This window comes from Streptomyces sp. NPDC002537, assembly GCF_053594975.1.
Genome location: NZ_JBSFWT010000003.1, coordinates 35,898 through 55,026, shown reverse-complemented (window position 1 = coordinate 55,026; position 19,129 = coordinate 35,898). Strand labels below are relative to the sequence as shown.

Below are 19,129 nucleotides of genomic sequence, written 5' to 3'. Positions count from 1 at the left end.
GGACGAGCAGGGCGCGCAGGAGGTGGGTGGCACGGGCGGGGTCGGTGCGGAGTCTGGTGAGGGTCCCCCCGTTGAGGACGATCGGGATGCCGGGACCAAGCAGACTCGCATACCCCAGCTGATCTTTGGAAAGTGATCGTCCATGCCCATCACCGGCCCCGGCCCCGACGACCCCGAGAACGACACCTGGGACCCCGCCTGGAAGTCACAGGACACGCCATTCCGGCGATGGCTGGCCGAGAAACTTGGTGAGGCCGGTCACATCGACCCTGTCGGAATCGCCTCCCTGTACGCGCCCGACAACCGCTACAACGGCCTGAGTCGCGACAATCGGGCTCTTCTCGCCGCCCTGACCGGCGCCACCCTTGCCGACGTGCAGGCCGCGCACAAAGCCGACCTTGACGAGTGGGCGCACGAGCAGCAGCTTCGAGACCACCCCGACCTTGCCGTCCTCGGCGCAGACCTCGACCGCATCCGGCACCGCTTCTGACCTGAAAACAGCGGAACGACCGCTCCGCCAGACGATCCACTCCACAGACTGCGGCGCACCGACGAAAGTGCCGCGCAGCCTCGGGGCGGGGTGTCCGGGCGTCTGTTGGCCGCCTGGCGGTATGGTCGGCGCCTTCTGCCCGGCGCTCTGCGGGGAGGGCTGGTTCACTCCTGTCCGGCAGCCGTCCGCTCCCCTACTGTCTGACCGCCCGTACTTCCCCTGGAAAGGAGTCCAGCATGCGAAGACGTTACCCGTCCTCCTCGCTTCGTTCTTCCTGTTCCTCGGTTCCTTCCTCGCCCCTGCCGCGGCGACAGCCGCGCCGACCGTGAAGGCGTGGTCCGGCTGGGAGTCCCTCGGCGGCGGCCTGACTTCCGCCCCGGCCGTGTCCTCCTGGAGCAGCGGCCGCCTGGACACTTTCGTCCGCGGCTCCGACAACGCGCTCTGGCACAAGTGGTGGAGCTGAGAGCCTTGTTCAACCCGTGGGGACAGGACCGGGCCCTGGCCCCACTGCCTCAACATGCTTCCCGCAGGCCGGAGAGTCCCGTCGGTGTGCCGGGACTCAGCCGATGCGCTTCGCGATCAGCGGCAGCACGTCCTGCGCCCGTGTCGGATGCCCGGATCCCATAGAGCTCCCCCTTGCTCGGACGCCCGTCAGCGGTGCTGAGGGTTCAGGGCCCGCAGTTTTGCCCTGAAGGCCGGGTCAGGTGCGGCCGGCCGGTGTCGCCCAGTGGAGAGGTCAAGGTACCCCCAGGCGCCCCGCTCGCCGCGTCCGCACACCATCAGGCTCATGGTGGCGCCGGGGGCATGGACGTGGGTGACCTCGTGGTAGAGGGCGCGATTGACGTGATTGGTACCGCCGTGCTGGTGTGCCACGCCGGGGTCGGCATGGACCTGACCGTCGCCAGCCAGCCTGTAGCGGTCCTCGTCGTACCCGCCCGTCAGGATGTAGGAGTCGAAATCCCATGGGTGGGAGTGCGGGAGCGGAGTGCCGTCCGGACCACGCAGGTCCGGGCGCAGCCAGATATTGATCTTGATCGTGGACTGCTGCGTCTCGAGGAGGGTGAGCTCGGCCCGGCTGGCACGCCCGGACTCGTCCGGCACCAGCCACCAGGACGTGGGAGCGATGAACTGCTCCCATGCGAGCGTCAGGCTGGGTACGCGCAAGGCGAGCCCTTCCACAGCGGTTTCGTACATCGGCTCGTCGACGGTGAGCCCGGGAATGACGGTGGTCTGCATGGAGCTGAGTGTGAGGACCAGGTCGTCTCAGGCGCCAGGGGTTTCCGTTTCATGTTCGAATAGGAAACAGAAAATGGCTCTGACCTCACAGATGCTCCAGAGCTGGGTCAGATCCGGGCGAGGACTTCGTCCAGGCACCGCCGGTAGAGGTCATCCCACACCTCCAGGGGCGGCATTCCCTGGGCCGCATCCTTGACAAGGCCCGGCTTGTCCTCAGGGTCCTGGGGGCCCTGGCCGGTAGGTGGCGAAGCCAGGCCGTTCGGGTCCCGCGCGGGAGTTCCTGGCTGCTGGGCTGCGGTGCCGCCGAGGTTATGGACGATGAAACTCTTCGCGAGATCCTGCATGTTGGCCCAGTCGGCGATGAACGTCCGCTCCATGAAGATCGGGTTATCCCCACCATCCACCGGCGGCTCACCGATCTCCGCACGCCACCGGTTCAGGGAGTAGGCACCGGCGCGCAGCCGCATCTCACGGATCTCCTCGACCACCTTCGAGTCCCGGTAGTCGATCTCCGTAAACTCCAGATGCCAGTTGTCGACCCCGAAACCCTGCTGCAAGAGGTGGAAGTTGAGTTTCTCCAGGATCAGGTTCGCCACCGGGATGATCGTGTTGACCCGGTACGTCTTATCCTGCGATTCCCCGGTGCCACCGCCCAAGTTGCCGCTCTCAATGATGCCGAGTTTCGCCGGCGGTACTCCGAAGGCGGCGATGATCTGGTCCCGCAGCTGTCGGTCGGCATCGAGGTAGTCGGCCACCTTACGCTGGTCGAGGACCTGCACCATGCCGCCGCCCGTCGTCAACAGCGGCTCGCCTACCGCCTTCGGGCCCAAATTGAATACCCGGTACTGTTCGCGCCACTGCTGTACATCCGAGTCCTGGAAATGCTGCAAATCCACATGCACGCGCGGCGGGTCACCACGCCGGAAACATTCCTTCAGCGTCGCCATCGTGAAAAGCCAAGCGGTTACCGGCAACAAGCACTTCTGCGCCGGGGAAACCCCGTACAGGCCGCCGCGTGGCGCGTCGAGCGAAATGTGGATGACCTGCCCGGGGCCGAATGATGCCCGGCGGACGCCGTCGACGTCCTGGAAGTACCCGGAGACCTCGCCGTGCTGGTCGGCCACCACGGTCATCGTCGTGGCATCCAGGGTGTACAGCGCGACCGGCTCGCCCAGCATCGAGACGACCTCAAGGTAGGCATCCCCGAACAGGACCAAATCCGTAGTCACATTACGCAGCAATTGGACCATGTCTTCACGGGGGTTGCAGAACCTCATCAGCCGACGCAGCCGCTTCACCTGCGGCGATTCCGATGCTTGGGTGCCTCCGCCGTTGTCCTCCGGTACGGCCTGGAGGCCGCCGGCAGTGACCGTCCGCGCGATCAAGTCCACACAGGCCGAGACCCAGTTGCAGGACATGTACGCCTGATGGAGCTGAGCCAGGACCTGCTGGCGCTCCGAGGTAGCCGCCAACTGCGACGTCGTGGTCGCTGTATTGAGCGGGATGCCGTACTCGTAGCCGGTGCGCCGGACCTGGGCGGCGGTGGGCGCATCAGCCGATTCGGACAGCGGCACGGTTTCTGCGGCAGGGCCGCCGCGGAGGCGCTCACGGAGCCAGGTCAGAGCGCCCACGGGTCACCCCCTCCGTTCAGGATCGGGAAGCCGCCGATTGACGGTGCTGGGAGCGCCGCTTGGGGGCCCGCGGCGTTCGGGTCGACCGGGCGTATGGCGGGTTCGAGGCCCGGGAAGTGGAAGCGGGCCTCATTGCCGAGGTTGATCAGTGCGTAGCGGAGCGCGTCGGCGAGGTGGTCCTCGGCGTTGGTGTCGATGTCTTCGGGGTCGCCGGTCGTGGCGAACGGGAGGGTGGGCAGGGTGCGGATCAGGTCGGTACAGGAGGTGAAGACGTGCAGTTTCGGGCAGGTTTCCCAACCGAGTGTCCGGTGGTGCGGGCAGGCCGGTGCGTCGGCGAGGTAGGACCGTAGCCGCTGCCATCCGGCGACGCGGCCGCCTTTGCCTGCCGGGGTCAGAGGGACGCCGTTCTCGGCATAGACGGCCGCGATGGGCTTTGCGTCGCCCCGGGTTGCCCACATGGCGTCGTCGCTGTAGCGGGCGGCGACGTGTTCGTCATCGGCTTCGGCGGCGAGGATCTGGCGGGCTTGCTCTGCTTCGCCGACCTGCCGGGCGTAGATCTCCCGGTACAACCAGGCCCGGCCGTCCTCATCAAGGGCGAGCCAGACCACGGCCCAGGGGTTGCTGTACCCCCAGTCGAGGCCGTTGTAGCGCCGCCACTGCGCGGGCAGCGCGGTCGGGGCGATGGTGTGCCGGTCATGGGACCACTCGGGGAAAGCCATCCCGGCGAACACGTCCCAGTCGCCGTCGAGATAGGCGCGGCGCATCGTCTCCCCGAGCGCCGAGAGGTCCGCCGCGTACTCGGCGTTCAGGTGCGGGTTGTCGGCGAGTTTGGAGGGGATGAACCGCACCGTGCGGCCGCGGGCGTCAACCGCGACGCGCTGCCCGTAACCGGTGGCATCCACATAGCGGGCCTTGACGGCGGCGTGGCCGGGGCCTCCGGGGTTGGAGCCGCAGCGCACGCCGAGGACCGGCACGTCCGCGCGCCCTGAGCGGAGCCGGGATTCAAGGAAGGCGACGACATCGGGCGGGGTCAGGGTGAGCTCATCGAAGATCAACAGCTGGTACTGGCCACCCTGCCGACGTGTGGCGTCCTGAAGATTCTCCGCGTACCGGAACATGATCAGCGACCCGTTGGAGAAGCGGAGTTCGTACTCGCCGCCGTTCCAGCGCCCGCCGACCGCCGAGGCATAACCGAGCTGCGCCAGCTCGGCCAGCAGGCTCTCCTTCAACTCCCCATAAGTGCGGCGGAACGCCCCCACTCGCAGGCCCGGGTAGCGGATGCAGGCCCGGATGGCCTCCGCGGTCAGCGCGCGGGACTTGCCTCCGCCCATGGCCCCGCCGTAGAGCACCGCGAACTCGTCGGCGTTGTGGAAGTCGTGCTGCCGGGCGGTGGGTTCGTAGCCCAGGAGCGCGAAGACGTCGAGGTTGCGCAGGCGGTCGGCCTCACGGCGCCGGACCGCTGCCGTCAGTTCCCGCAGTTCCAGCAGCTTGCTGAGTTTCGCTGTCAGCAGCGGCGAGCTGGTCGGAGAGGAGGCGGATCTGTTCATCGATGGCATCGATGCTCAGCACCTCCATCCGCGCGGGAGCGTCGAGGCCGAGGAGCCGGCAGCGGCGGTCGATGATGCGGACCACCGTGTCGATCGCCCGCATATCGCCCTGGAGGGCCAGGGCCCAGGCGGCGGCCTGGAGGCGGTCGAGGCGCTGGACCTCCACGCTGCGCAGGACTTCGGCCTGGGCGCTCTGCTCGGCGTGCCTCACCTCCAGGGCGCGGAGCAGATCCTTGGTGGCGGCGCCGCGGCTGGAGTAGCCGAGGCGGTCAGCGATCGTGTCGAAGTCCAAGCCCGCCAGGCGGAGACCGATCGCCTTGGCGCGGCGTTCAGCGGTCGCGGCCTGCTGGGCTCTCGACGCGGGCATGGCCACCTCCCCTCCGTGCTGCTCCCGGGTCACAGTGTGGTGTTGATGAGCGTGTGGAGGTCGGACCGGGCCTGCCGGTCGCTGAGGAGGGCGCCTGTGTAGGCAGCGGTGACCATGGCGGCGCCGGGCTTGCGCGCTCCGCGGTGGGCGAGACAGCCATGGACGGATCGGATCAGGCAGGCCGAGCCGAGGGTGTCCAGGTGGGTGTCGAGGGCCGTGGTGATCTGCTGAGTGAGGTTCTCCTGGGTCTGGAGCCGCCGGGCATAGACGTCAAGGACGCGCGGCAGCTTCGACAGGCCGACCACGGGCGCGCCGGGGGCGGGCAGATAGGCGATGGTGGCTGTTCCGGAGAAGGGGAGCAGGTGGTGGCCGCACAGGCTGGTGAAGGGCACGCCGGTCACGACGATGGGCTGTCCGGAGTGCTCCACAGGGAAGGTCCGGGCGAGGTGCACGGCAGCGTCCTGGTCGTAGCCGACGGTGAACTCCGCGAGGGCGGCGATCACCCGGGTTGGGGTATCGGCCAATTCCGCGCTCTGCGGATCCAGACCCCGGGCGGTCAGCCAGGCGGTGATCCCTCGGGCTAGGGCCTGATCGGCCTCGACGGTGGTCATGTGGGGCAGCTCGGTAATCGTCGTCATCGGCCGCGTACCTCCCCCCAGGCGTGGACGTGCAGGCGTGTGGTCAGGTTGAACCCAGCGGTGATCACCGGATCGGCCACTGCGGCGATGCGGGCAGCGATACGGGCGTTCGTGGTGCCTTCCGGGGCGATCCAGACCAGGGACGGGGGCAGATCCCAGGCGGTGGCATACCGGGTCACCTCGGCGACGTCGTCGGGGGTGCGGCAGACGAACTTGAACGTGGCCTTGCCCGTGGTGTGCAGGGCCGTGATGGCGGGAGGGCGGATGCGCCGGTGCTCATCGACCCCGGCGTGCCTCAGCTTGGGGGAGACGTTGAACCGGGTCACGGCCTCCACCGTGCGAGAGGAGGGGGCGATGGTGCCGTTCGTCTCGACTTCGACCTCCGCACCGGCCGCGGCGAGGTGGTCGAGGAGTAGGGCCCAGCCCGGTTGGTGCTGGTGGAGCAGCGGTTCCCCGCCCGTGAGGACCACCAGTTCCGGCCGACCGGTGAGGGCGCGCCGCGCGATGTCGCCGACGGGCACACGCCGGAGTTCGGCCCGAAGGTCGTGGCGGGATGCATCCCAGGTGTACGGCGTATCGCACCAGGTGCAGGTGAGGTTGCAGCCGCCGAGCCGGATGAATCCCGCTCGCCGGCCGAGTGACGGCCCTTCGCCCTGCACCGTGGGGCCGAACACCTCCGCGACGACCAGCGACGAGCCGGTGGTCATTCGGCCTTCCACGAGGCGGCGTTGACGTGGGTCTCGCGGACCTCGACGTGGGTGACCCGCGCTCCCGGAGCCCGGGACAGCGAGGACAGCGCGCGGTCGGTGACGTCGGCCAGGAGCGCAGCGACATTCTCCACCGTGGGCCAGCCCGGCACTTCGTACACCTTGCAGTCGTGCCCCCGCAGCACACTCACGAGCGGGTCGTCCGGGCCGAGCATCACGCCGTGGTCGAGGTGTTCGTCGATCCAGGACCGCAAAGCCATTTTGAACGGGCCGAACTCGACGACCAGTCCCTCACGGGGCTCGGGGGCAGAGACGGTGACCTGCGCCCACCACGAGTGACCGTGGAGCGAGCGGCACTTGCCAAGCAGGTACGGAAGGCGGTGCGCGGCCTCGAAGTTGTGGCGGACAGTGACCTCGCTCCGGCTCATCACCCGGCCGCCTCGTACTCGGTGGGGTCGGCCAGCCCGGCGTCGGCAAAGGCTTCGCGGCGCTCGGTGCAGGTGCCGCAGGTGCCGCAGTGCCTCTCCCCGCCCCTGTAGCAGGACCACGACAGGTGCAGCGGCGCGCCGAGGACGTCGGCGAGGGCGGCGATCTCGGTCTTGGAACGGTTGACGAACGGGGCCTCTACCCGAGGGGTGTGGAGGCCGTCCAGGGCGCGCGCGACGCATGTGCGCAGCGCGTCGAGGAACTCCGGTCGGCAGTCGGGGTAGACGGCATGGTCTCCGGCGTGGATGCCTAGTGCCACGATGCTGGCGCGACGGGCGGCAGCGATGCCGACAGCGACGTTTGCCATGATCGCGTTCCGGTTCGGCACGACCGTGACGCGCATGGATTCCTCGGCGTAGTAGCCGTCGGGGACGTCGACGAGCGGATCGGTGAGGGCGGAGCCCGGCATCAGCTTGCCCAGCGCGGTGAGGTCGATGACGTGGTGTTCGGCGTCGAAGTGCTCGGCGACGGCGCGGGCCGACGTCAGTTCGCGGGTGTGCCGCTGCCCGTAGTCGAAGGACAGCAGGAGAAGGACGTAGCCCTCAGCATGGTAGTGCGCGGCGAGGGCGGTGGAGTCCATGCCGCCTGAGAAGGCGAGGACGGCGAGGGGGCGCCTCATGATGCCCCCCGGCTGGCGGTGGCGGACAGGGTGAGGCCGCCGCGGACTTGCTGGCGCAGTTCCACGGTGACGGGCGTCCCGAGGACGGTTGCGAGGTCGTCGGCGAGGGTCGCGGCGAGGGTTTCACAGTAGATGCCCTTGTCCCGGAAGCCCCACAAGTAGTGCTTGAGCGCTTTGGACTCCAGGGACCGGCCGTCCGGCTGGTAGCTGATCGTGGCGTCGTAGATGTCCGGCTGCCCGGTCACCGGGCACAGGGCGCTCAGCTCGGTGGTGCGGTAGGCCACGAGGCCGACGTTCTCCGGGACGGTCACGGTGTCGAGGGCGTCCGCACTGATCGCATGGCCGACGGTCTGACCGAGGTAGCGGGGGACCTTCATGCGGCATCCTGCTCGTCGTCGGGGTCCTCCGCACGGGAGAAGCCTGTGGTGGGTGCCGTGCCGTCGCCCACCACGGGCTTCAGGTTCGCGGCGAACATGTCGTTGAGTTCGGTGCGGATGCTCGCCAGCGACAGGATCGCGGCGGCCTGCCAGGTCCGCGGCATCTTGTCCGACAGACGGGACAGCCGCCCCCGGGTGCCATCGGGATACGTGAAGTCGCCGAATTCGGAGACCCGGAGGAGGTGGTTGTTGTCGAACGACACCACGTCGTCCCCCATGAGTGCGAGGTACTGGCGCTGCTTGGTCCAGGAACCGCCCAGCAGGTGAATGCGGCGGCCACGGAGCGACTCGATCGGCATCGGTGTCCCGCCGTAGGAGGTGGGGACGGAGAAGCCGACGACGTACTGCTCGGGGATCTTGTCGAGGCAGTCGTATTTGGGAATGACGATGACGTTGTCCGCATGCTCAGCGACGTCCTCCGCCATCTCCAGAATACGAGACAGCGGCAGGAACTCGACGCCGGTCTCCTCGCACTGCTGCTTGGTCATGGCGTCGCGCACAGTCGCGTACTTCGGCCTCGTCTCCGCCACGGCGGCGACGTGCACGGCGTGGTCGTAGTCGTGCCATTCGTTGTCCATGAACCCGAGCCGCACCCCGGGGAGCCGCTGCGCCATATCGCGGGCCGCGCCAAGGGATGTGGAGATGATGCCGGGAAGAAAACCCATTTCGTAGGCAGCGAGGGTGATGGAAGAAAGTCGGCCCATGGAGAAGATGGCATCGATGGCAACATCGCGGTGGAGGGTCCGTCCGGACGGGGACGGGCTGTCGGAATTCGCGGCGCCCGGCTTCTCGCCGACCGGGTCGGCCTGCATCTCGGCGGCCTGCCCTTCGGCCCATGACGGCCCGGAGAGGGATGCGAGGAGCGAGTCCAGGTCGTGCTCGGTGTAGCCAGAGCCGTCGAACTCCCCGCGAAGGCCCGCCAGGATCTCGGCGAGGGCAACGTCGTCGTACGAGCCGAGGTCGCCTGTCCGGTTGTCGGCCAGGTTGATCCGCCGCGCCGCCGCATCGTCGCACTCGATGATCTCGCACCGGGCTTCGGAGAATCCCTCCGCGGCGAGAGCCATTTTCGTGTGGTTGCCGGCCAGGACTATCAGCGGCCCGTGGGGTACCTCACGGACGACCAGGGATCTGTACTGGCCGTTTTTGCGCAGCGAGGCACGTATGGCTTCGACATCCCCGCGCTTGGCATTGCCTGCGTACGCTGTCAGTTCATCGAGAGGAACATCGGCCGTACGCAGGTAGGTTGCACCCGTGAGGTCCCGCTCCTCCTTCGGGGCGGCAGCCGCTCGTCTACCCATCACTCAACTCTTCCGTCACGACCAGCCAGGTGGGAGCGGGCGGGCATTGGGCCCGGCGGCGTCGGGGGCCGACGCTGGTTCCGGTGTGCAATTGCAGCCAGGCAGATCGCGAATACTCGGAGCGGTACAGGCGGCCTGGTGAATGAGGGCTGCGGCATCGAGGGCGATGGCGTGGTCGGCGCAGGCGAAGACGGTGATAGAGCAATCGGCAGGCATCGGCAGCGGCCCGAACGGCAGGACAGGCTCCCGCAGGTCGGACAATTGCACAACAGCTTCCCTCCGCGACCGTTCCAGAGCAGTGTGCGCGGCGAACTCCTCGTCAGTGAGCCGTCGTCGCCAATGGACGACGGCCGTATCGCTGCATGCCCGGCACTGGAGCCCGACCGTCACGGAGTGGACCGGCTGGGGCAGCGAGATGTCGACTTTATTCACGGGCCGCCCTCCGATGGGTTGCGATTCATCAAGGTCGGCCTGTCCCGAACGAGGTCGTTCACGAAGCCGTGTGGATGCGGCATGCCCGCGTACGAGTAGCCGCTTCTGCTCTGAGCACGTCCAGCGCGCGGTAGCGGGGGCGGCCACGTCGTGCGACCGGGGTGAGCTTCCCCCGGGCTTTCCACTGGTAGATCACGTCACGGCTTACTCCTGCGGCTTCCGCGGCTTCAGCGGTGGTCCACAAGGCATGTTCGAGGTCATCGGGAAGGAACACGCGCACCTCCCCCGGACAAAACAAAAGGCCCCGCCATAAGCGGGACCTTCCAGGAAACATAGCTATCCGTGCACAAATCTGACACGGGTGATCGGCCGCGTCAAGCAGCGGCCTCCCGCCCGAGCTCCTCCGCCAGGCGGCTTACGTGCGTCTGGAACTCTGTTGGGGTCAACAGCAGGCCGCACTCCGGGTTCCGGCAGGCGATGTAGTCGTCCCCGTCCTCCCGGCACAGCGACAGCAGTTCACAGCGCGGGCACGGTACCCGGTGGTGCTCCAGTCGCGCGCCGCGGCTGGTGAACCGTGTCGCGGCGCTGTGCCACGCGTGGATCTGCGCCGCCGGGTTGCCCGAGAGGCGGTCATGCGGCTCACCGGCCAGGGGGTGGTGCTCCAGTGCCCACTCCAGGTGCGCGTCGAGGAACCGTACGGAGGCGGTGACGCTCACGCCTTCACGCCGCTGCTCAGTGCGGGAGTTGAGGCGCCGCAGGTCGCGGATGTCGTCCTCCAGGGCGAGGAGGCCGCCGACGATGTGATCGGTGAGGAGCCGGGACGCCTGTCCCGGCCACGGAGGTTCGCTGGAGCTGCGGCCGATGGTGCCGGTCTTCGGCCTGCCGCCCCCGTGGAGTGCCTCCAGCCAAACGGCTGCCAGGAGTTCGGGGAGGGCGAGCAGCTCGGCGCAGGCGCGTTCGGCACACCGTGCGCAGTGCACGGGCCTGCCGTACACGGGGGTGAGCTCGTGCGGTGTGCCGTGTTCAACGCGCGCTTCTTCAGCGCGGCGCCAGGCGTTGTTGTGAGATCCGGGGCAGGGGGTGAGCACGGTGGCCTCCCGGCATCGGTGCGGGGCGTGTGAACAATTGTGCCTGCCGCAGGTACTCGGCCGCGCCGATCCACATGGGTGCCGGGCGAACCCCTCGTCGACGGCTACACTCCGGGGCCATGCCAGATGCCCGTAAGCCCTTCGCTGACCGACGGTTCCACTTCATCGGGATCGGGGGCTGCGGCATGTCCGGACTGGCCCTCGTCGCCCGGGAGATGGGCGCCGGCGTCACCGGGAGCGACGCCAAGAAGACGATCTATACGCAGTCCCTAGAGCGCAACGGCGTGACAGGGATGGCCGTTGGTCATGACACGAGCAATGTCCCGGACGCCCCGGCGGAGGTGGTGTTCTCCAGCGCGATCAAGCCGGAGAACATCGAGCGCGCCGAGGCCCGTCGCAAGGGGCTGGGTGAGCTGCATCGCTCCGAGCTGCTGACGCAGATCACAGCGCTGCACGAGACGGTCGCGGTCGGCGGCGCGCACGGTAAGTCGAGCACGGCGGCGCTGCTGGCGCACGTACTGGCCTTCTGCTGCAAGGACCCGAGCTACGTCGTCGGCGCGCTGCTGCGGCCACCGGGGGTTCACGCGGCGGCCGGCTCCGGCGGTTCTCTGGTGATCGAGGCGGACGAGTCCGACAAGAGCCTGCTGACCTACCAGGTGCACACCGCGGTGGTCACGAACGTCGACCTCGACCACGTCGGGGACGGCGGCGCCTACCAGGACATCACCGACGTGGCGAAGGTGCTGGGCGAGTTCGCCGCGAAGGCCGAGTCGGCGGTGGTCTCCACCCAGGCCGCAGGGCATCTGCGGCCCTTCGTACCGGACATGACGGTGGTGGAGCCGGAGCTCATCGACGGCGAGCCGATGCGATTTCTCTTGCACGGCGAGGTGTACGAAGTCAACCAGCCCGGAGTGCATCAGCTGCACAACGCCGCCCTGGTCGTCGAGGTCGCGCTGCGTCACGAGTGCACGGCCGAGAACATCCGCAGTGCGCTGCTAGCGTTTCCCGGACTTGCGCGCCGGTTCGAGCTGCGAGGCAGGGCCGCGTCGGGGGCGCGGGTGTACGACGACTACGCCCACCACCCGGTGGAAGTCGCGGCCGCCTTGGCCGCCGCCCGCCAGGTCGCGGGCCACGGGCGGGTGCTCGCGGTCTTCCAGCCGCACTTGTTCAGCCGTACCCAGCAGTTCCGGACCGAGTTCCTGGACGCGCTGGCCGCCGCCGATCTCGCCTGGGTCGAGCCGGTGTATCCGGCGCGGGAGGATCCGCAGGAGTGGACGCACGTGGCCGAGCAACTTGCTGCCGACACCACCAGCCGGGCGCCCAGGATGCGGATGTCGCCCGGCCGGGCGGAACTTCTGGGGCACTTGCGGCAGGAGGCCGCCGACGGTGACGTGGTGATGCTGATCGGCGCCGGTGACGTCAATGCCCTGGCCGAGGGCCTGGTGCCCTGACCCCATTTCTCTCCGTGCCCGTTGACGCAGACCCTTGCTCGGGGACGTGTTCGAGCACGGCGGACACGGAGGCGGGACAGGAAGCCGCGACGGCTGCTACCTGGGCGTCGCCCTCCGGCCCCCAGCCGAGCAACAGGTTGGCCTGCCGCACGGGGACGAGGACGCGTCGGTACGTTTCGCCGCTATCCGGGTCAGGCCGCGCCGGTCCGAGCCTCAGCAACGGCGCCGCCATCCGCAGCTGCGCGTAGGGGGCTTGCCCGTGCTCGGTGACCTGCTGGAAGCCGACGACGACCGGCGTGCCGAGGCAAGCGGAAGCTTCCTCAGCAGCCTCACGGGCCAACGTCTGAACCGGGCTTTCGCCGGCCTCGGGTCGGCCGCCTGGCAGGCTCGGCGCCCCGGAGTGGTCCAGGAGCACCAGGACGCGGCCTTGCTGGTCGGTAAGCCACCCCCATACCTGGCGAACCTCCAGCCCCTTGGGCACGTGGGTGCCGGAGCGCCAGGTGAAAGTGGCCCGTGTGCGTTCGGCCTTGCTGGGACGGGCCCCAGGACGACGGCCCCGTCGGAAACGGACGGTATTGCCGAAGAGCCCGGCACGGCAGGCCGCCCGAAGCCGCGCTGCTGCCTCCCCCTCCGACAGCGCGGCCAGGACTTCACCGACTGGCGCCGCGCGGTACGGCGTCGGCACTGCCCAGGAACCGGGAAGTAGCCCTCGCCACACAACCGTATGGTCGACGACGGTGCCGTCTTCGGCCTCGGTGTCATCGGTTACGGCCAGGTGCGCGACGCCATAGGCCAAGCTGACGCAGTCTTCGAGGTGCCGCACCGCGCCTGACAGGTGCTCTCCGGGCGGAAGACCGATGGCCGGGAGTTGGCCGCGGGCATCGACGACGACGCGGCCGTCGTCCAGGGCGATCAGCAGGGAGACGACGCCCCGCGCACGGCGATGGGCGTTCATACGGCCGCGCAGGGCTCGGCGCCGAAAACGGCGATGGCCTGGTCGTGCAGGGCGGAGAACGTCTTCAGACTGGCGTCGTAACCGGCGGTTGCGATCACGACGGGCCCGGCGACCCGGCTCTCTGGCAGCGGCAGCGCGCCGCCAGGGCTGATGGCGTAGGCAGGAGTCCCTTGCAGACGGATGAGCTCGGCGAGCCGGACGTCGGCATCGGGTGCCTCACCGCCGGGGACGGCGGCGTCGCCGACGGGCAGTACCCATACGGTGTCGGCCTCGGACAGGCCCAGCGCCCAGGTGGCGAGGTCGCGCTGGTTCTTGCGGCCCCAGGGAGCGACGGCGATGACCAGGTGCCGCTCGGGGTGGGCTTGGCGCAGGGCCTGGAGAAGAGCGGCTGCCTGACCGGGCTGGCGGGCGTTGTCATCGACGAGGACGAGCCGCTCGTCGTGGTGCATGGTGCTCATCCGGCGGCGCGGCAGCCGGAAGCCGGCCAGTGCTTCCGCGCTGTCGGCAGGGCTGACTCCGAGATGCAAGGCAGTAACCAGGCCGCAGGCGGCCGCGGTGGCCAGGTGTCGGCCCGGGGCGGGAACCGTCCACGTTCCGGCGTCGGTGCCGTGCTGCGCGAGGCGGAAGCTGGTGCCTTGGGGGTCGGCGCTGGTGATGTCGACGCTCCAGTCGGCGTCCTCGCCGACGGTTTCCACCTTCAGCCTGTTCCCGGCGGCCGCGAGGCGGGGGGCGAGGAGGGCGGCGACCCCTTCGGTGAGGACGGCGAATCGGGGAGGGGCAGGCGAGTCTGTGAGGAACCCGGTCAGACTACGCTCGAACCCGGTGGTGCCTGGGCCGAAATGGTCCTCGTGGTTTTGTACCAGGTTGAGGGCGATGACGATTTCCGGGCTGAGGGCCCGATAGGCGGCCTGGTACTCGCACGCTTCGACGACGGCCCACTCACCCGCGGCGAGCTGCCCGCCGCACAACAGTCCGGGAACGTCGGCACCGATGTACGCGGAGGGGGCGAGCGGAGCGAGGACGCGGTGGAGCAGGGTGGCGGCGGTGGACTTGCCCAGCGAGCCGGCCACGGCGATCAACCGCTTGCGGTGCGCGGTGAACAGGTGCTGGACGAACTCCAGCCGGGCCATCCTGCGCGGTCCATCACCTTGGCCGGGTGGCAGGGCAGCGCTGGCGACGTGGAGGGCCGCACCGTCCGGGAGGACGTTGGCGCCGAGGGTGACCGCGATGCCTTCGGCGGCCAGAGCGCTGGTGCGGTGGTTGGGGACGAGGTCGTCGCCGGTGACGCGCATGCCCGCTTGATGGGCGAGGGAGGCGGCGGGGGCGATGCCCTTGCCACCCAGACCACTGAAGTGCACATGCTGACCAGCGAGCGGCATCAGGGTGTCGGGCATCGTGAACTACTCCTTCTCCGAGGCGGTGGTCAGGTCGCACAGGTCTTTCAGGGCGCCCTGGGCGTGCAGATTTTCGTAGACGGCGAGGTCGTCGGGGGTGTCGATCTCCAGCCAGCCACCGGGGACCGACACGGTGGTGGCCTGGCCACCTGCCCTCAACCAGGCGGCGAGCAGGGCGGTGATGTCCCAGCGGGCTGCCATCGGGTCCCGGCGCAGAGCATGCTGGTAGAAGCCGGTCAAGTCGGCGGCCCCGGCCGCGGTGAGGCGCATGATGCCCATGAACTGGGCGTGCACCTCGTCCAGGCCGTCGGGGGTACCGCCGATGCCGAGCAGCCGACCGTCGGGGCCGAGAAGGAGGCGCTCGGCGTCGTCGAGCGGATTGTCCATGCGGGCCTGCCACAGGCGCAGCCAGGCGGTGTTGACCGGCAGGCACACCTCGGCCGACGGCGCGGCGAGCAGGGCGGTGAACACGATCGGCTCGACGACGATGTCCCCGTACGTGATGACCGCGCCGTCGTCGAGAGCCCCCGCATCGGCGGCGGCCAGGAGACTCGCGGCGATGCTGGTCTGCTCCCAGCGCGGGTTGTGCACGGTGCGGCACGCGGGGGCGTGGGCGGCGAGCGCGTCGGCGCGGTAGCCCGTGACGATCGTGACCGGTGTGCATCCGGCGGTGTTCAAGCTGGCCAGCAGGCGGGTGAGCAGCGGGATACCGACCAGCGGCAGCAGAGATTTGGGGCGCTGGTCACTCAGGAGGCCGAGGCGCGAGCCCCGGCCGGCGGCAAGGACGACGGCGTGCATGTGAAGCCCCCTGTCAGGTGGATCGAGCGGTGCGGAGCAGGTGGTGGAGGGCTCGTGTGGCGGGGCCGGGGTGCTGTTCGCGCTCGGGATGCCACATCAGACCCCACCAGGGCAGGCGCCGGTGCGCGAAGGCTTCGACCGTGTCGTCGCCGTCGGCCAGGGCGAGCACCCGCAGATCCGCGGGGAATCGGTCGGCTGGCAGCACATACCGATGGTGGGAGGCGACCGTGAACTCCTTCGGCCACCCCCACGGTGTCGCGGTGACGGCGCGGACCGCATGACGGGTTCCGGCGTGCTCGTCGGCGCCGTCGGCGAGGCGGGCTCCCGCGCGGACGGCGAGAGCCTGGGCGCCACGGCAGATCCCGACCACGGGCACCACGCATCGTTCGGCGTGCTGGAGGAGCCAGTCCTCGACCGCGTCCCGCTCGGGAGCGCGATCGGTGCAACTGGGCGCGGCGAGCAGGTCGTTGCCGCCACTGAGGACGATCGCGGCGAGCGACAGCCCGACGAGCGTGCGGCGAGCCACAGCAAGGTGGTTGGGAACGAGCATCAGCCGGTGGTCGGACAGCAGCGACATCCACCGGCCGTCGAGGTAGTCGCCTTCTTCTCCACGGTGGTCGAAGCGCACACGGCGCTGGGTGACGGCCACCCAGCCGACACCGGAGTGAGCGGTCACGGCAGCACGTCCACGCGTCCTGCGGCCGCGTCCACGGCCAGGTGCCGCGCGGCCGCGCATACGGCGTGAGCGGCGGAGCCGATGCCGATGGCGGCAGGGATACCGAGCTCGGCGCAGCGGATCGCCATGTGGCTGTTCGCGCCACCGTAGGCGGTGACCAGTGCGACGGGCTGGTAGGCGAAGACCCAGTCGTAGCCCGGGTCGGCGGCTTCCAGCACGATCACCGCGCCCGGCGGGGGCGCGTACGCCGGGGCCGGGTCGGCGGCCACCGGCCCGGACGCCCGGCCGGTGGTGACGAAGTTGGCCCGATTCCGGCCACGGGCGAAGGAGTCCAAGTCGTCCGCGCGGGTGATCACATCAGGCAGTTCGATGAGCGCGCACACATCGGCCCGGGCCCGGCGACGGGCGATCAGATGAGGCCACCGTCCTGGCTGGACGGCGAGGACCTCACCGATGCGCAGGTGCTGTGCGTCGCCTCGGCCGACCCCGCAGGCAGCGGCGCGGGCGGCGACCGCCTCCAGTACCCCGCTGACCCACGCCGCGTACAAGGCCTTTCCGCGTTCCCGACCGGTGACCGCGGCGCGGCAGAACGCCTCCAGCTCCTGCACGTCCAGGCCCAGCGGGGCCACTGCCCGGTCCACGGCGGCAGCATGGCGCTCGCTCCACGGTGCCGCGACCGCTTCGCCCGGTGCCGTGGAGGCGCGGGTGAGCAGGGGACGCAGGTAACCATCCGGGTCGTCACCGTACGTCGGTACGGTCAGGTCGTAGGTGCCGGGGCGGAGCCACCGGTAGCGGGTCACGAACTCGGCCCAGCTCAGCCGCCCGGCCGCCGTGGCGGCCGCATCCCGCCGCAGCACCGTGGTGACCGTGCCCAGGCCGCGCATCCACGCCTCCCGCCGGTCGGCCAGGCCGTCCGCCTCCAGCGCTCGGAGCAGATCGGTGGCCACGAACGCCGCTCGGGCGAGGTGGGCGAACCGCACCGCTGCCGTCCGCGCAGTCGCGATGGTGGTCGCCAGCCTCTGCGGTTGTGTGTCCGCCGGTGTCGGTGCGCCGGTGCCGTCCAACGTTGCGAGATCGGCCGGGAGGCGCTGAACTCCGTGACGGGTCAGGGCGAGCAACTGGTCGTGCAGCCGCGCTCGTGCAGCGGTACCGATGCCAGCTTCCGCCAGGTATGCGGTGCGCATGGTGACGGACGGCGTCCAGCAGGTTGCCGCGATCTCGAATTCGATCTTGTCGTGTGCGGACGGGTCCGCCACCAGCCGCTCGACCATCGCCCGCAGCACGGCGACGGCGAGCGCCTCGTCCAGACCAGCGGGCAGGAACGAGGCCAGACTCGCAGTCGCATCGACGTACGGGGCCCCGGCGACGACGTGCATCAGGGGCGTACCGCGCAGATCTCGGCAACCGTAGGCGGCCCGCTGCACCGCCCATGTCCGGTCCGTGAGAAGTTCCCGGTAAAGGGAAGCAGCCAGCGCCGAAGGGCGCCGTCCGAGCATCTCGGCCGGATTCCAGTCAGCCATGTTCGACAGCACCACCTCCGCCCCGCCACGCGGAAGGACGCTGGGGCGCCGGCCGATCCGGACGACCTGCCGTCGCGCGTTGTCGACCACCGCGTGGACGGCCATGTCGTCGACCACGCGCGCGGCAGCCAGGGGACGGGCCTGAAGCAGGTGAGCCGTGCCATCGACGAGCGCGACCTCCACGTCCAGGCGACTGGTGCCCGCGCAACGCTCGGTCTCAACCGCGGCGCCCAGCAGATGCGCGACCACCGACGGCAGCCTGGCCGCACCATGACCTGGCCCGGCCAGGCGGCGGCGCACGTACCAGGTCTGAAGGCCCTGCCCTGTCCCAGCGGTCACCGCGTCCGTACGGCCTGAGTCCGTATCGACGGTTGCGGTGTAGTACGGGGCTCCCAACAGGGTTCGGGTGGTGACCACGCTGGCCGCCTGCACCGGGTGCAGCCACTGCTGGACGAGTACGCGCGCGTCGGGCCCGTGCTGCTCGCCGTACGAGGCGAATACCTCCTGCGCGGCCTGGGCGATCGCTTCCGGTGGTGTCGGCGGTGGTACGGGCACGCTGGCGAATGCCCCGGCCCGGGATTGGTCCCACCCGTCCTCGCTGCTGGAACAGGAGCGGACGATCACCGGCTGCTCCGGGTACCTGGCAGCGATCGCCGCGAGCGCCCGCCGGGGGCTGCTCTCCCAGGCCTGCCAGGTCACCGACAGCCCGGGGTCCACGCGGACGCTCGGCAGAAGTACCGCCAGCCTCCGCAAGGAGACGTCTTTACCGCGCAAGAGCAGCCTTGCCCGCTGCTCTCCGTCAGACCACGGGGCGAGCCCCTTCCGTGGGCCGGTCAGCGGCACGCGGTGATACTGGATCAGGTGCCGTGCTGCCTCAGCGACACTGAGTGCGCCCCGACGGCAGCCGCTCGCTGTGCAGCGCGTGTACGCCTCAAGTGCCTGTCGGCCGAAGCTGTAGCCAGGCAGGAGCGGCCCTTCTCCGGTCCAGACGCCGACGCCGTGGTCCCGCCACACCACGCACCGGCATGCCTCGGTCGGTACGGCCGCATGGGGCAGCCACAGCGCGGCGGAGAGGTTCTCCCGCGTGAGCACGTCCTGGACCGGCGGCGGGGTCGTGGTGAGGTCGAGGGACAAGGGCGGCTGATCCAACACCTGTGCGACCACACCGCTCAGCCGGGCAGGGTTCGTCCATGCCTCCCGGCCGCGAAGCGGGCGGGGCAGGACGACCGAGACGTGGGCAGTCATCCGATGCCTCCTTCCAGTCCCGGCCACGATGAACGCTCGCCCACCGGCGGGCCAAGACAGCGGGCACTGAGCGAACAACCCGGCGGACACAGCGCCTTCAAACGCCGAGCCACG

20 protein-coding genes are annotated in these 19,129 nt (G+C 69.7%); 3 read left to right on the top strand and 17 right to left on the bottom strand.

The annotated features are described in order from the left end of the window. Nucleotides 1–142 precede the first annotated feature (142 nt). A complete protein-coding gene (locus ACWD4A_RS02115) occupies nt 143–490 on the top strand; it encodes a hypothetical protein (protein ID WP_451188136.1) in 348 nt (115 codons plus the stop codon). A 121-nt stretch (nt 491–611) separates the two neighbouring features. Beyond that, nucleotides 612–953 (top strand): hypothetical protein, encoded by a 342-nt coding sequence (locus ACWD4A_RS02110; RefSeq protein ID WP_451188134.1) that lies wholly within the window; start codon nt 612–614, stop codon nt 951–953. A gap of 188 nt (nt 954–1,141) precedes the next feature. Here the strand turns inward: ACWD4A_RS02110 and ACWD4A_RS02105 are convergent, their stop codons facing one another. The 12 genes from ACWD4A_RS02105 to ACWD4A_RS02050 all read right to left on the bottom strand — a co-directional run bounded on the left by ACWD4A_RS02105 (nt 1,142) and on the right by ACWD4A_RS02050 (nt 10,868). Continuing rightward, the gene (locus ACWD4A_RS02105; RefSeq protein WP_451188132.1) at nt 1,142–1,726 is read right to left on the bottom strand and encodes a hypothetical protein; all 585 of its coding nucleotides are present in this window, start codon (nt 1,724–1,726) and stop codon (nt 1,142–1,144) included. Between the two features lie 107 nt (nt 1,727–1,833). Beyond that, on the bottom strand, nt 1,834–3,357 hold the full coding sequence (locus ACWD4A_RS02100; protein WP_451188130.1) for a phage portal protein: 1,524 nt from the start codon (nt 3,355–3,357) through the stop codon (nt 1,834–1,836). Beyond that, complete coding sequence (locus ACWD4A_RS02095) at nt 3,345–4,904, bottom strand: terminase large subunit domain-containing protein (RefSeq protein ID WP_451188129.1); 1,560 nt, start codon at nt 4,902–4,904, stop codon at nt 3,345–3,347. Before ACWD4A_RS02095 ends, ACWD4A_RS02100 begins: the two co-directional genes overlap by 13 nt. After that, nucleotides 4,801–5,271, bottom strand: coding sequence for a hypothetical protein (locus ACWD4A_RS02090; protein ID WP_451188128.1), 471 nt, complete (start codon nt 5,269–5,271; stop codon nt 4,801–4,803). Before ACWD4A_RS02090 ends, ACWD4A_RS02095 begins: the two co-directional genes overlap by 104 nt. Before the next feature lie 29 nt (nt 5,272–5,300). Then, nucleotides 5,301–5,909: a GTP cyclohydrolase I gene (gene folE, locus ACWD4A_RS02085; RefSeq protein WP_451188127.1), complete on the bottom strand. Its 609-nt coding sequence runs from the start codon at nt 5,907–5,909 to the stop codon at nt 5,301–5,303. Further along, on the bottom strand, nt 5,906–6,616 hold the full coding sequence (locus tag ACWD4A_RS02080; RefSeq protein WP_451188125.1) for a 7-carboxy-7-deazaguanine synthase QueE: 711 nt from the start codon (nt 6,614–6,616) through the stop codon (nt 5,906–5,908). The genes folE and ACWD4A_RS02080 overlap by 4 nt, the downstream gene beginning before the upstream one ends. Further along, entirely contained in the window at nt 6,613–7,044 is a 432-nt protein-coding gene (locus tag ACWD4A_RS02075; protein WP_451188124.1) for a 6-pyruvoyl trahydropterin synthase family protein, read from the bottom strand. Before ACWD4A_RS02075 ends, ACWD4A_RS02080 begins: the two co-directional genes overlap by 4 nt. Continuing rightward, nucleotides 7,044–7,721: a 7-cyano-7-deazaguanine synthase QueC gene (queC, locus tag ACWD4A_RS02070; protein ID WP_451188123.1), complete on the bottom strand. Its 678-nt coding sequence runs from the start codon at nt 7,719–7,721 to the stop codon at nt 7,044–7,046. Before queC ends, ACWD4A_RS02075 begins: the two co-directional genes overlap by 1 nt. Then, nucleotides 7,718–8,098, bottom strand: coding sequence for a preQ(1) synthase (locus tag ACWD4A_RS02065; RefSeq protein WP_451188121.1), 381 nt, complete (start codon nt 8,096–8,098; stop codon nt 7,718–7,720). Before ACWD4A_RS02065 ends, queC begins: the two co-directional genes overlap by 4 nt. Then, the gene (locus tag ACWD4A_RS02060) at nt 8,095–9,456 is read right to left on the bottom strand and encodes a DUF6610 family protein (protein ID WP_451188120.1); all 1,362 of its coding nucleotides are present in this window, start codon (nt 9,454–9,456) and stop codon (nt 8,095–8,097) included. Before ACWD4A_RS02060 ends, ACWD4A_RS02065 begins: the two co-directional genes overlap by 4 nt. A gap of 490 nt (nt 9,457–9,946) precedes the next feature. Beyond that, nucleotides 9,947–10,222 carry a MerR family transcriptional regulator gene (locus tag ACWD4A_RS02055; RefSeq protein ID WP_451188119.1) on the bottom strand — a complete coding sequence of 92 codons (276 nt, stop codon included), beginning with the start codon at nt 10,220–10,222 and terminating at the stop codon, nt 9,947–9,949. Between the two features lie 40 nt (nt 10,223–10,262). Further along, nucleotides 10,263–10,868, bottom strand: a complete 606-nt coding sequence (locus ACWD4A_RS02050; RefSeq protein WP_451188118.1) for a hypothetical protein — start codon at nt 10,866–10,868, stop codon at nt 10,263–10,265. Between the two features lie 227 nt (nt 10,869–11,095). Here ACWD4A_RS02050 and ACWD4A_RS02045 point away from each other — a divergent pair, with 227 nt between their 5' ends. After that, nucleotides 11,096–12,427 (top strand): UDP-N-acetylmuramate--L-alanine ligase, encoded by a 1,332-nt coding sequence (locus tag ACWD4A_RS02045; protein ID WP_451188117.1) that lies wholly within the window; start codon nt 11,096–11,098, stop codon nt 12,425–12,427. Here ACWD4A_RS02045 and ACWD4A_RS02040 read toward each other — a convergent pair. The 5 genes from ACWD4A_RS02040 to ACWD4A_RS02020 are packed head-to-tail and all read right to left on the bottom strand — an operon-like array spanning nt 12,396 to nt 19,015. Further along, complete coding sequence (locus tag ACWD4A_RS02040) at nt 12,396–13,382, bottom strand: NUDIX domain-containing protein (RefSeq protein WP_451188115.1); 987 nt, start codon at nt 13,380–13,382, stop codon at nt 12,396–12,398. The two genes, ACWD4A_RS02045 and ACWD4A_RS02040, sit on opposite strands and share 32 nt — an antisense overlap. After that, nucleotides 13,379–14,776 carry a Mur ligase domain-containing protein gene (locus tag ACWD4A_RS02035; RefSeq protein ID WP_451188113.1) on the bottom strand — a complete coding sequence of 466 codons (1,398 nt, stop codon included), beginning with the start codon at nt 14,774–14,776 and terminating at the stop codon, nt 13,379–13,381. Before ACWD4A_RS02035 ends, ACWD4A_RS02040 begins: the two co-directional genes overlap by 4 nt. Before the next feature lie 6 nt (nt 14,777–14,782). Continuing rightward, nucleotides 14,783–15,574 carry a phosphocholine cytidylyltransferase family protein gene (locus ACWD4A_RS02030; protein ID WP_451188112.1) on the bottom strand — a complete coding sequence of 264 codons (792 nt, stop codon included), beginning with the start codon at nt 15,572–15,574 and terminating at the stop codon, nt 14,783–14,785. A 13-nt stretch (nt 15,575–15,587) separates the two neighbouring features. Beyond that, nucleotides 15,588–16,250, bottom strand: coding sequence for a gamma-glutamyl-gamma-aminobutyrate hydrolase family protein (locus ACWD4A_RS02025; RefSeq protein ID WP_451188110.1), 663 nt, complete (start codon nt 16,248–16,250; stop codon nt 15,588–15,590). Next, the gene (locus ACWD4A_RS02020) at nt 16,247–19,015 is read right to left on the bottom strand and encodes a PEP-utilizing enzyme (RefSeq protein WP_451188109.1); all 2,769 of its coding nucleotides are present in this window, start codon (nt 19,013–19,015) and stop codon (nt 16,247–16,249) included. The genes ACWD4A_RS02025 and ACWD4A_RS02020 overlap by 4 nt, the downstream gene beginning before the upstream one ends. Between the last annotated feature and the right edge of the window lie 114 nt (nt 19,016–19,129).